This is a genomic window from Enterobacter cloacae complex sp. ECNIH7, assembly GCF_002208095.1.
In the GTDB taxonomy this organism is placed as follows: Bacteria; Pseudomonadota; Gammaproteobacteria; order Enterobacterales; family Enterobacteriaceae; genus Enterobacter; species Enterobacter cloacae_M.
On the sequence record NZ_CP017990.1, the window covers coordinates 5,070,928 to 5,082,985 of the forward strand.

Genomic DNA, 12,058 nt, shown 5'->3' on the forward strand with positions numbered 1-12,058 from the left:
TTACTCCCCGATTAGATTTTCTAAAACCTTAAGATCATCTTCGTGGATATTGTCTAGATCCATTCCGCTTTTCATCATGGCTCTTACAAAGTCCTGATCAGACTCCTTGCCTGCGCAAAGCATTTTAACGGCGTTAACAGCAGCACCCCAACGGTTCTGGGCAAAACCATAGTTGAGTGCAATGTGCGTAGGATCAATGTGGTTGCAACTACCGTACATCTGGGCAGCACGAGCCAAACCAGCAGCATTAAGCGCGCCAGCAGTTGGAACGATACGTAGAGACTTCTGGCCCGAAATTACCTGGAAGGCAAATTCGTTGGCTTCTTTCTCTATGTTATCAGTCGAAGCATTCTCAATTTTTGCATCAATATGGCACTGCCCGTTCTCTGCGTTCAGATGCCCTCTGGCGATATGACCTAACTCGTGAGCAAGATCAAACAGCATGTAGCCATATTTCTGAGGCTGAGTAAGAACGATCACCGGGCGCCCGTGGCTCATTAATGCCAGTCCGGCCATTTTCTTTGCCGCTTGCGGGAAAGATTTTAGATAAACAACAGGAATGCCAATTGAATGGCAGTACGATACTAGGCCACCGAGTGATACCCATGATTCCTTTGTGAGGATTTGGGTTCTTATCGCCAAAGGATCCAGCACTGCACTGGCATCGTAAGGGACTTTGAAATTAGACGCGACAATACCGGCCGCAGTATAGGCAACAGCAGTAGCGATATCTAAATCGTTCTCGGCTACATTTTGGCGATGTTTATATTTATGGTTTCCACCAAAATTAAAGCATACCCCTTCGCTACCATCTTTCAGGCTATCCGGGAGAATGCTAAACATACGCGCAAGGTGCAGGCACGCATACTGCCGCCCTGATGGGGTGTCAGCAAGCTTCTCATCCCACCAGTCAGGCAACAACCTGCGGATGTAAGAGAGATTAAACCCGGCCCGGCCGAATTTAGAATATATCTGACTCATCTGATTATGGTTCGTCATAAGAGCCTCCTAACTGCGTGTGTAAGCGAAATGCCGTTTATTATTAGCTTAGTTATGACACAAAAGCGCGCACACTATAAGCAGAAAACGGCGAAAGTCATAACTATTTCGGTTGTGTGAAAAATGGATATTTGCTTCTTAGAGCGGCTTATATCGGCTTAGTTCCGCGAAAATGCTGCCTTCATTCTGTTCACAAGGTCGCTTGTCTTTTTCTTCGCCGCCATCACCTGCGACGGCAACTTATCCAGCCCCGACGCGGCGCGGTTGCGCGATACCAGCCGCCCGTCCTGCACGGTCATAACAAGATCGCCGCACGCCACTGACGCACCGGCCATCATCGATCTGACCATTCCGGCGCTGGCATCAATCCCACGTAGCGCCAGCAGTTCACTGATCTGCTGCTCTTTCACGGATAGCCCGGCCCCGTCTTCCCGTTCCGGTGGCCGTTTTTTACGCTTACTTCGCACATCGTTACTAAGCCGCTGCGCCAGTTCTCGCTTTTCCTGCCGTGAAAGCGCATCAAAATTCACCGTCACGCCCTCAGCTGGCACAGTCATTTCTGACTGTCCTTTAGCTTCGCTGGCGGCATGTTCAACACCGTCAGCACCTGCCGCGGGATCCCGCGTACAGTTATTGACAGAACTCCGAGGGGCGGCGCTGCCGCCTGAAAAACCAACGTCAACGGCCACACCGTCAGCGCTCTGGCGCTTCGGCACGATTTTGTATTGAGCGGTGCGGGTGAAGATCAAAGAGTCATTACCCGTTATCGGGCAATAGATACCGGTGATGCGCTGGACGTCATCGCCGTAGGCGTTGCCGTTTTCGGTGGTTTCATAGTTCAGACGGATGCGCAGCTTGTCGCGCTCAACCAGGGGGCCACCTTGGGCTAATACGTAGTTATCCCACTCGCCTGCATCAGCGGCCTGCCGTGCGGTTTCGAGTTCAGGGTGTAAAACAAGTTCACGATTGCCCAGGCGGCGAAGTTCGCGATATACCGTGACCGGCGCGCCGCCGATCTGCTGAAACTGGCGAATTGACCAGCGCGACGCCCACGCGCTAACGCGGAGTGACATTTCTTTCAGGTCTTCCCCGGTTTCGTCGTCCTTCTCACCATCCAGCGCGAAGCCGTCGATATTCTTCGAAATGTATTTCGCTATGTAGCCGGTTGCGCTGCCTAAAGCGTCCTCAATCGGTTTAAATTCAAGGCGGTGCTCCCACGCTCCCGGCTCGTTGCCGTCTTCTCTCAGGGCATATTTTCGGAAGATATCGCGCGCCTGTTCGACCTTTTCCGGGCGCATGAAAAGAAGTAAGTGCCAGTGCGGCGTTGCATCGTGGTGCGGTTCAACAACACGAAAACCGAAAACGCGGATCCCTTTTCTCTTCCATGCGGCGCGGGTTCTCGCCCAGACCTTGCAAAGATATTGCTGTGTCTCACGCGGCGACGCACCACAGTATTTGTTATTACGGCGCCCGTTATGCTGCATAGCGTGATAGCGGGAAGGCGCTGTCAGCGTGTAGAAGTCACCGGCCAGCCCTTCCAGCTTCGCCAAATCTTCAAATCCGCGCATTCTCGTCATGAGTTCGCGGCGACGGTTGGCCGGATTGGCAACACTGCCAGCGACTTTATCGATCAGAGAAATGCGCTCGCCCGTGTCCTGGTCTTCCAGTTCCATAGCTTTAAGGTATTCACGGTTAGCCTTTTTCTGGGCCAGCCATTCCGTAAGGCACGGGGCGCTACTGTATGGGGAAGATTTTTTCTGGACGTATCCCGCTGCGATCATCAAATGCTCACGCCACCGGGCATGGATACGGCGCAGGCGGTTTAACCACCACTGCGGTGACTCAAGGCGAAGAACCGCGCGTAACGCGTCCTCCGCCTCCAGTTCTTCATTGCAATACGCCGTCCAGCCGGGGATCGGCGTTTTCAGATGCACCGCCAGCGACGCAATACGGCCATAGCCAGAAAGCGCCGCGAACTCAGGATCTCCGGTGCGTGCCAATTGGTGATCGGACTCGCGTATAAACTCGCTCGTAAAGATATCGGCAAGCGTATAAGCCAGTCTTTTTAACTCTTTCTTCCCTGCCCAGAGCATACGGAAAAGCTGATCGCGGATTGGCAGCAGAATGCCGGGCATCACAGTGTCAGGCTGGTAAACACTGTTCACGCTATCAATACGCGTTAATACGTGGCGCTCAAAGGTATTAACCAGCCAGTGATCTGCCGCTTTGCGGTCTTTCGCGTCCAGTGCATCCAGCTTCGCAGCAAAGTGGCGGCGGATATACTGCGGAAGAGAAGCCAGACGGCGGCGCAGCAGCTTGCTGCGCTCCGGCTTTTCGTCTTCCGCTACCAGTTCACTGAACGCGATATGCTTACGCGTGCCGTCCGGCGTGAGATAGTCGAAACCATCCAGCCCCGGCGCTACATCAACGCCAATCGGCTGGTATGGTTTGTTCCCGCCATACGCGTAAGGGATAGCATTATCAGTGCTACCCGGATACGGTGGAGGTGGAGAAGGGGCGCGACGGCCACGGGTTGCCGTGGTCATTGCGCACTTTCCAGATATGCACTTATGAACGCTTCCGCGACCGGTGCAACGATGGCGTTTCCGTAGGCACGCAACTGGCCCACGCGTCCGGCAAGCCCATTAACCAGCGGCTTAAGTCCGGGTTTAACTGGCCTCCACTTTCCATCATGGCAAAAGAGCCAGTCAGCATCTCGCCAGAAACCGTTAACCGCGCTGGCAGTATCTCCACTTCGTGTGGTGCCGGTGTTCGTCCCTGCAACCGCTCCGGTGAACGAATTTTCATTGCTGCCGTTGGAGTCGCCCAACCCGCAAGCTGTGCCGTCACATCCAACCGATCCGTTGAAATCTTCCCGTTCCGAATCCTTCCGCCCACATATCCACCCTTCCCGTCCGTTGCTGTCGGAGTGTTCCAGCCCGCCAGACAGGCAAAGTCCTGAAGGTTCGATTGCCGCCCCGCCAGCATTCTGGCTATGACCTTCTGGGGATCCTGATAAGCATTTTTGACATTGCTCGCGTTCGGTGTCGACCACCCAGAAGAGGCGTTGCCGGATGTGCGGAGCACCGAAGCCCGCAGCGCAGAGATCGAACCCTGCGAAGGCGTATTCCGCTCTTTCCAGGTGATCACGTACATCGTCGAGCCAGCCGAGGCCGTCTTTGCTCGCAACCTGTTCGCCAAAGATAACGTCAGGGCGGCACTCCGATATAAGACGAAACCATGTGGGGAAGAGGTGACGCTCATCGTCTTTTCCCTGCCGCTTTCCGCAGGCGCTGAATGGCTGGCAGGGGCATGAACCTGTCCAGACGGGGCGATCATCGGGCCATCCGGCGCGGCGCAGGGCGTAAGACCAGACCCCGATCCCGGCAAAGAAGTGGCATTGTGTGAATCCTTTAAGGTCATTTGCGGTTACTTCCTCAATCGAGCGAGTATCAACAACGCCCGGCGCGATATGCCCGGCGTCAATCAGATTGCGCAGCCATTGCGCGGCGAAGGGGTCGATTTCGTTGTAGTAGGCGGTCACTGCTGCCCCTCCGCCTTTCGGCTACACCGATCGATCACTTGGCACTGAATTTCTAAACCCAATTTTTCAGCAAGCGCGTGCTCTGCTTTAGCTCCGGCAGACTGCTGCCAGCCATCCAGCAAGAAGATCCCGTCAGCACAACGCAACATGGCTAAGCAAATATCCATGTATTCCGCCTGCTCTAATCCATCCGGCAAAATCGCCGGATTAAGGGCAACGTTTCCACGTCGCACTACGTGCCCGGCTGCACGGTTAAAGGCCTGCCGATTGAATCCAGGCAAACCGCTCATAGGGCCAGCGATATAGATTTTTGCCATTAAAAAGCCTCCTGATCGCCAAACGTGCCCGCCGCAACCATCGCGTTGTAGGTCGCATCACCCATTACGGCGCCACAATCAGGGCAACCGCCGCCGTAACGCCCGCAGCAGTCGCAGACAGGCAGCACGCCGATCACTTCTTTGGCCTTCTGGCGGTTGTCTTTGTCAGTGCTGACGGAACGTTGCACGCTGATTTCGTGCATCTTGAAGGGCTGATAAATCGCGCGGGTGGCTTCGGTATCGCTGTTGGAAATGACGACCTTCACGCCATGCTTACGGTTAACTTCCAGCAGTGCCTGGACTAACTGGCGGTGGTTGTCTTCCGTGAATGGTTCGGTGTGGTATTGGGTAAAATCGGCTGTTTTGCTTTCAGGCAGGTAAGGCGGATCGCAGTAAACGAGAACATCGCCACCCGTGACTACCTGTAGAGAAAGCTGGAACGGCGCGCAAAGAAATATTGCCTTTGTATCGTTGGCCTTTTCGGCAAACAGGCGGATTTCATTTTCAGGAAAGTAGACGCTCTTATACTTGCCAAACGGCACGTTAAAGCCGGTCTTCCGGCTGTATCGGCATAAGCCGTTATAACCGTGGCGATTCAGATACAGGAATTGAGCAGCGCGCATAATGCACGCCATTTCAGCGCCATAACGCAACCCACCGCTTTTTACCGTACCCACCTGCTTATTGAACGCGGCGCGGACTTCGTTGTATCCCTGCGGGCTGTTCTTACTGTTGAACAGTTCGCGGGCCGCATCGATCACTAAGTCCGGGTAACGGGTGACTTCCCGATACAGGTTAATTAGATCCGGGTTGATATCAGCCAGCACATAGCGGCGGTACTCAGTCGCCAGAAATACCGATGCGCCGCCTACAAACGGTTCGATCAGGCAGTCGGCTTTAGGAAGGTGCGGCAACAGGTCAGGAAGGACACGGGTTTTACCCCCTGCCCATTTGATGAACGGGCGAATCATAATGCCGCCTCCGCCGATTTATCATTCCCAGCGGCTGCAATAGCTTTCAGATTGTCAGAAAGCTGCGCAATCTGGTTCCAGACGTCAGCGGCAGCATTGTGCTTATTCTCATCAACTAAACGGCGGGAGGCGTACCCGCAAACCATTAAAGATATTTCTTCAACCGTGCGAACATCCCGAACGTTCCAGAAATTCCATACTGGCCGGATACCAACAGACTGCATCGCGTGGCTGATGATCGGCATATCGTAGTCAGTGCCACGCGCCCAAACCTTTACCGAATCAGCATCGCAATACGCAAGAACAAACAAGTTCAGGTCAGCGAGAGCAACGCCCAACTGCACAGCCTGATCGCTTAATACAGCGGCCTGAACCTCGCGGGACTTCTTAAACCACCATTTCACAGTATCTGCGCCGATGGTTCCGCCTGCTGCCTCGCTGCTTTCAATATTGACGGTGCGATACATTGACGCATCAACACGGCCAGTCATGGGATCAAATACAGCCGCAGCAAGAGAGACGATCGCCGCAGTTGGCTTTTTATCCAAAGCTTCAATATCAATCATTACATGTTTCATCGCGTTAAACTCCGTATGGGGAAGCGGGAATAGAAGGGCGCTGCAATTCTTCAATGCAGTGCTGGCGCAGGTTGCTGATAAAATTAGTGGTTACTGATCCAGTGGCAGAAAGGGTTAACTCACCATCACGGCGGGTTTTAATGGTTAAGCCTTCATTTTCGATAGCAGGTAAAAGAACATGCAAAATGAAGTTATATTGATCACGTCTGGTCATAATCTCCTCCTCAAAAAAAGAATGAGTTGAACCGCCGCCACTTAATAAAGAGGCGGAGAAAACAGAGTTGATTTTTTAAAACCGAATTACTTAATTAGCTTTTTAAATAATTCAGCCAGTGTAAGCAGGAAGCTTTTATTTATTCTTTGGGTATAAATAAACGGTTTATTTTTACCTTTGATAAATTGAACCTTCGCCGGTTCGGGCTTAAAAAATCTTCCGTCCGGCGTTTCCAGCCAGCCGCGTGAGTTCTTGAAGTGTGTGACCTGGCACCCGTGCTTAAGTAGGCTTGCCAGTGATGGGCCTTCATCGTGCATTACTGCCCCCTTGCTTATACATCTGATCAACCGTGCGCATGGCTTCCGCTAAAGCAAAGTCACGCCCGTAATAATCGCCATTGCTGGAAATACGATAAGAGTGCTTAAACGTAAAAGGATTACGCGGGCATTTCTGAATAGTGAAGCCACGATATAAATATGAATGACGACTTAACTGTATTAATTGCACAGCCACAAAAGCCCCCTCACATTCCCAATTTAAGCAATTCACCATCAACATGGCGGGCCACGTCTTTGGTTATTTTCTTAATCAGCTTTTTATCCCTGATCATAAACTCGCCGCTATTGGTGCGAATCATGAATCCCGTTTGCATATCTTTTAAATGGGTGTCCAGAATGTCGCTGCATTCACGCACCCGGTTTTCGTGGTTGGCTGTTTTCTGGCTCATCGCGATAACCTCAAAGACCGATCCACAGCAACCAAGCGTCGCGCTGCTCTCTCGGACGGTTGTAGTAGGCGTCACGCATTGCGCGGTTGAACTCAGGAATATAGATCCAGTTCTCAGCACGGGCACCCAGGCTTTCCGGGTTCTTCCACGGGATGATCGGCAACTTACCGTCTTCAATCATGCTCTTAACCGTGGCGGGCTTCTTACCGATTAACTCGGCGAATTTTGGGTATGGAACTGCGTCAACGGCGTGACGCACTTCAATGAACCCCTCTAAATCTTTCTCAGTCATGTGTCATAATCCCCATTGGCGCTAGGCGCTTATTTCGGCTTGTAACTGCTTATATTGGCGGTTGCCATTTCATCTTAATGGTATCAATTGAGACCCAACAAGGAGAAGGATATGGTATCAAATGAGACCCAGTCAAGCGGGATTGGGGAAAAAATTCGAGCTATAAGGGATGCAGAAGGGTTATCCAGAACTCAATTCTTTGAATTGACAGGTATTCCGGCAGGCACTCAAAAGCATTACGAGATGGGGAGAAGAGAAGGCGTTGGTAGTGAAATCTTGTTAAAGATCACACAACATCCCCGCTTTGCAAAATACACGCTCTGGCTCATGACAGATAAGACCGCCCCTCAAGCTGGTCAAATCGCACCGGCCCTCGCACACATTGGGCCAGAGTCAACTGGATCAGACCGCTCCGAGAAACAAACTGGTTAACCGTTTATAAACATTACATTTTCACTATCTGTTATCAGGATGGAGAAATAAACGCCAGAGGGCTTTCTTATGTCGATTAAGAAGCTCGAAGGTGGTCAATATGAAGTGGACGTATGGCCGCGCGGACGTAACGGAAAACGTATCCGCAGGCGATTTGAGAAGAAACAAGAGGCAGTTCTTTTTGAGCGTTATGTACTAGCCAACGCCGACAAAAAAGAATGGCTGGGCGCGAGCGTTGACCGCCGCACCTTAAGCGAGTTGTTAGATACCTGGTGGCTGCTGTATGGACAGACTCAGGAAAATGGCGAGATTGAAAAACGGCACCTGAATAAAACGATCAGGGCGTTGGGTGATCCAGCCGTTAACCGACTGAACAAGCGAATGATTGCACAGCACCGAAGCCAAAGGCTGGAAGACGGTATCAGTGCAGCAACGATCAATCGGGATATTTACCGTTTGTCCGGGATGTTCAGCACGTTGATAAAGCTGGAAGAGTTCAGGAAGGATAACCCCTGTAAGGGTCTGGAACCACTGAAAGAAGCGCCCCCAGCTATGACCTATCTCGCCAAATCAGAGATCAGCAAATTACTGGACACTCTGACCGGCGACGATCGACGCGTAGCACTGCTATGCCTCAGCACTGGCGCACGCTGGGGTGAAGGCAGCACGCTGCGCGGTGAGCAGGTTAATCACGGGCGCGTGACGTTCCTTAAGACCAAAAATGGGAAAAAGCGCACGGTTCCCATATCGGAAGAACTGGAGAAAGAGATCAAGACCAGCGACACCGGGCCACTGTTCAAAGTTGACTATGAAAACTTCTGCGAACGGCTCAGACAGGTTAAGCCCGATTTACCACGCGGGCAGGCCACGCATGTGCTTCGGCATACATTTGCAAGCTGGTTCATGATGAACGGGGGGAACATTATTGCGTTACAGCAAATTCTGGGGCACGCCAGCATACAACAGACGATGGTTTATGCTCACCTTGCACCTGATTACCTGCAACACGCAGTAACGTTAAACCCTCTCGGCGGCGGGTTGGCGGTGTGACAATGTTGTCTACATCTTGTCTACACCCGTAACGCTATATCCTTCTTGTAACTGCTTATGGCTGTTGCAAGAAAGGTTGATTTATAAGGGATTTTTTCTAAGTACCTGATAAAAAAAACCCCCACATCATGTGGGGGAAGACAGGGATGGTGTCTATGGCAAGGAAAACAGGGTTTACTGGTTACTACGGGTACTGCTATTGCTACTGAAAAACGACGTTTCTGAGCTTCGCTGCATCCGTGCAACCTCACGCAGCTGGTCCATTCGCTGCTGATGTTTAGTGTTCAAAACCGCTTGCTGCTCGGGCGTTAGCAGATGGAACATCTGGTTGCGGACCTTCGCCATCTCTACCTGGCGGGCAACCTGTTCCTGTGCCATTTTTTCGGCCTGAGCGCGTACAGCGCTTTCGTCAAAATTTTCTGCGGTGACAAGGCGATGCATTGTCTCCATTTCGCTAACATTAACAGGGGGCTGGTCGTGTCGTGCCCTCTGCATCAGATCTCGCATCTGTTGACGCTGATGTTCGGTTAAACTTATGCCGTCAAACATATGGCTTTGGCTGCTGTTCTGCGTTGCACCCTCTTGTAAGGGACTGTTATCGCTGATGATAGCTTCAGCAGCCTGGCTAAACGCACTGAACGCCAGCGTTGAGGCCATGACGGCAGCGGTAACTTTGCGCATCACTTGCTCCCAAAATCTTTCGTGTCGCGATTCAACGAGAGACAGTCTACGATTCAGGCTGCAAACATGCGTCAGGGGGTGTAAAACAACGTAAAGTCATGGATTAGATAGCCTTGATGTCGTAATTTCTGCCTCGGAGGTATTTAAACAATGAATAAAATCCTGTTAGTTGATGATGACCGAGAGCTCACATCCCTTTTAAAGGAGTTGCTCGACATGGAAGGTTTCAACGTCCTGGTTGCCCATGATGGCGAGCAGGCGCTGAGTCTCCTTGACGACAGCATCGATTTACTTTTGCTCGACGTGATGATGCCGAAGAAAAACGGTATTGATACGTTGAAAGAGCTTCGCCAGACACACCAGACTCCCGTAATCATGCTGACCGCGCGCGGCAGCGAACTTGACCGCGTACTCGGCCTTGAGCTGGGCGCGGATGATTATTTACCGAAGCCGTTTAACGACCGTGAACTGGTTGCCCGTATTCGCGCTATCCTGCGCCGTTCGCACTGGAGCGAGCAGCAGCAAAATACCGACAACAGCTCACCCACCCTTGAAGTCGATTCCCTGAGCCTGAACCCGGGCCGTCAGGAAGCAAGCTTTGATGGCCAGACGCTGGAACTGACCGGCACGGAGTTCACCCTGCTGTATCTGCTGGCGCAGCACCTCGGCCAGGTGGTTTCGCGTGAACATCTAAGCCAGGAAGTGCTGGGCAAACGCCTCACTCCGTTTGACCGCGCCATCGACATGCACATCTCTAACCTGCGCCGTAAGCTGCCGGAGCGTAAAGACGGTCACCCATGGTTTAAAACCCTGCGTGGTCGCGGTTATCTGATGGTTTCTGCTTCATGATAGGAAGCTTAACCGCCCGCATCTTCGCCATCTTCTGGCTGACGCTGGCACTTGTTTTAATGCTCGTTTTGATGTTGCCAAAACTCGACTCACGCCAGATGACGGAGCTTCTCGACAGCGAGCAACGTCAGGGCGTGATGATCGAGCAGCACGTGGAAGCCGAGCTGGCAAACGATCCGCCGAACGATTTAATGTGGTGGCGCAGGCTGTTTCGCGCTATCGACAAATGGGCGCCGCCCGGACAACGCCTGCTGCTGGTGACCAGCGAAGGCCGCGTGATTGGGGCCGATCGCAATGAAATGCAGATTATCCGCAACTTCATTGGCCAGGCGGATAACGCCGATCATCCCCAGAAGAAGAAATATGGCCGCGTAGAGATGGTGGGGCCTTTCTCCGTCAGGGACGGAGAGGATAATTATCAGCTCTACCTGATCCGTCCGGCGAGTAACTCCCAGTCTGATTTTATCAACCTGCTGTTTGACCGCCCTCTCCTGCTGCTGATTGTCACCATGCTGGTCAGCTCGCCGCTGCTGTTATGGCTGGCGTGGAGCCTGGCAAAACCGGCGCGTAAGCTGAAGAATGCCGCCGATGAGGTGGCGCAGGGTAACCTGCGACAGCACCCTGAGTTGGAAGCAGGTCCGCAGGAGTTCCTTGCCGCCGGAACCAGTTTTAACCAGATGGTGAGCGCCCTCGATCTCATGATGACAGCGCAGCAGCGTCTGCTGTCGGATATCTCGCACGAGCTGCGTACCCCGCTTACGCGCTTGCAGCTTGGCACTGCGCTGCTGCGCCGCCGCAGCGGTGAGAGCAAAGAGCTGGAGCGTATTGAAACAGAAGCGCACCGCCTGGACAGCATGATCAACGACCTGCTGGTCATGTCGCGCAATCAGCAGAAAAACGCGCTGGTCAGCGAAACGGTGAAAGCGAATCACCTCTGGCACGAGGTGCTGGACAACGCGGCGTTCGAAGCGGAACAGATGGGTAAATCCTTCACCGTCAACTTCCCGCCGGGCCCGTGGCCGCTGTACGGTAACCCCAACACGCTGGAAAGCGCGCTGGAGAACATCGTGCGTAACGCCCTGCGCTACTCGCATACGAAGATTGAGGTGGCGTTCTCGGTGGATAAAGACGGGATCACCGTCATTGTCGATGACGACGGTCCCGGCGTCAGCCCGGAAGACCGCGAGCAGATTTTCCGTCCGTTCTATCGTACCGATGAGGCGCGCGACCGGGAATCAGGTGGTACGGGACTGGGTCTGGCGATTGTTGAAACTGCCATGCAGCAGCACCGTGGCTGGGTGAAAGCCGATGACAGTCCGCTGGGTGGACTACGGTTAACGCTGTGGCTACCGTTGTATAAGCGTTCGTAGGTGTTAGTGCCGGGTGGCGGCTTCGCCTTACCCG

At 52.9% G+C, this 12,058-nt stretch carries 16 protein-coding genes; 4 read left to right on the forward strand and 12 right to left on the reverse strand.

Translation table 11 applies throughout. The features are described from left to right. From WM95_RS25305 to WM95_RS25355, 11 genes are all read right to left on the reverse strand, one after another. Positions 1-999 carry an ImmA/IrrE family metallo-endopeptidase gene (locus WM95_RS25305; RefSeq protein ID WP_088545016.1) on the reverse strand — a complete coding sequence of 333 codons (999 nt, stop codon included), beginning with the start codon at positions 997-999 and terminating at the stop codon, positions 1-3. Positions 1,000-1,157: 158 nt separating this feature from the next. Further along, on the reverse strand, positions 1,158-3,545 hold the full coding sequence (locus tag WM95_RS25310) for a replication endonuclease (protein ID WP_088545017.1): 2,388 nt from the start codon (positions 3,543-3,545) through the stop codon (positions 1,158-1,160). Continuing rightward, positions 3,542-4,543, reverse strand: a complete 1,002-nt coding sequence (locus WM95_RS25315; protein WP_088545018.1) for a DNA cytosine methyltransferase — start codon at positions 4,541-4,543, stop codon at positions 3,542-3,544. The genes WM95_RS25310 and WM95_RS25315 overlap by 4 nt, the downstream gene beginning before the upstream one ends. After that, entirely contained in the window at positions 4,540-4,860 is a 321-nt protein-coding gene (locus WM95_RS25320) for a DUF4406 domain-containing protein (RefSeq protein ID WP_088545019.1), read from the reverse strand. The genes WM95_RS25315 and WM95_RS25320 overlap by 4 nt, the downstream gene beginning before the upstream one ends. Next, positions 4,860-5,831 (reverse strand): DNA adenine methylase, encoded by a 972-nt coding sequence (locus WM95_RS25325; protein ID WP_088545020.1) that lies wholly within the window; start codon positions 5,829-5,831, stop codon positions 4,860-4,862. The genes WM95_RS25320 and WM95_RS25325 overlap by 1 nt, the downstream gene beginning before the upstream one ends. Continuing rightward, on the reverse strand, positions 5,828-6,409 hold the full coding sequence (locus WM95_RS25330; protein ID WP_088545021.1) for a 3'-5' exonuclease: 582 nt from the start codon (positions 6,407-6,409) through the stop codon (positions 5,828-5,830). The genes WM95_RS25325 and WM95_RS25330 overlap by 4 nt, the downstream gene beginning before the upstream one ends. A 4-nt stretch (positions 6,410-6,413) precedes the next feature. Beyond that, positions 6,414-6,623, reverse strand: coding sequence for a hypothetical protein (locus WM95_RS25335; RefSeq protein WP_088545022.1), 210 nt, complete (start codon positions 6,621-6,623; stop codon positions 6,414-6,416). Between the two features lie 86 nt (positions 6,624-6,709). Continuing rightward, positions 6,710-6,940, reverse strand: a complete 231-nt coding sequence (locus tag WM95_RS25340) for a phage filamentation protein Fil family protein (protein WP_047749498.1) — start codon at positions 6,938-6,940, stop codon at positions 6,710-6,712. Continuing rightward, positions 6,930-7,136: a DUF4761 family protein gene (locus tag WM95_RS25345; protein ID WP_000290619.1), complete on the reverse strand. Its 207-nt coding sequence runs from the start codon at positions 7,134-7,136 to the stop codon at positions 6,930-6,932. The genes WM95_RS25340 and WM95_RS25345 overlap by 11 nt, the downstream gene beginning before the upstream one ends. Positions 7,137-7,146: 10 nt before the next feature. Beyond that, positions 7,147-7,350, reverse strand: a complete 204-nt coding sequence (locus WM95_RS25350) for a hypothetical protein (RefSeq protein WP_088545023.1) — start codon at positions 7,348-7,350, stop codon at positions 7,147-7,149. 10 nt (positions 7,351-7,360) lie between these two features. Then, positions 7,361-7,642, reverse strand: a complete 282-nt coding sequence (locus tag WM95_RS25355) for a Cox family DNA-binding protein (RefSeq protein ID WP_000136421.1) — start codon at positions 7,640-7,642, stop codon at positions 7,361-7,363. Between the two features lie 111 nt (positions 7,643-7,753). On the opposite strand from WM95_RS25355, the gene WM95_RS25360 reads away from it, so the two are divergent. Beyond that, entirely contained in the window at positions 7,754-8,074 is a 321-nt protein-coding gene (locus tag WM95_RS25360) for a helix-turn-helix domain-containing protein (RefSeq protein ID WP_016246740.1), read from the forward strand. 69 nt (positions 8,075-8,143) lie between these two features. Continuing rightward, entirely contained in the window at positions 8,144-9,124 is a 981-nt protein-coding gene (locus WM95_RS25365) for a phage integrase (RefSeq protein WP_016246739.1), read from the forward strand. 174 nt (positions 9,125-9,298) lie between these two features. On the opposite strand, the gene cpxP is transcribed toward WM95_RS25365, so the two are convergent. Then, a complete protein-coding gene (cpxP, locus tag WM95_RS25370) occupies positions 9,299-9,805 on the reverse strand; it encodes a cell-envelope stress modulator CpxP (RefSeq protein WP_023309730.1) in 507 nt (168 codons plus the stop codon). Positions 9,806-9,955: 150 nt separating this feature from the next. On the opposite strand from cpxP, the gene cpxR reads away from it, so the two are divergent. Further along, positions 9,956-10,654, forward strand: a complete 699-nt coding sequence (gene cpxR, locus WM95_RS25375) for an envelope stress response regulator transcription factor CpxR (protein ID WP_006179159.1) — start codon at positions 9,956-9,958, stop codon at positions 10,652-10,654. After that, the gene (gene cpxA / locus WM95_RS25380; protein WP_063408701.1) at positions 10,651-12,024 is read left to right on the forward strand and encodes an envelope stress sensor histidine kinase CpxA; all 1,374 of its coding nucleotides are present in this window, start codon (positions 10,651-10,653) and stop codon (positions 12,022-12,024) included. Before cpxR ends, cpxA begins: the two co-directional genes overlap by 4 nt. Positions 12,025-12,058 lie beyond the last annotated feature (34 nt).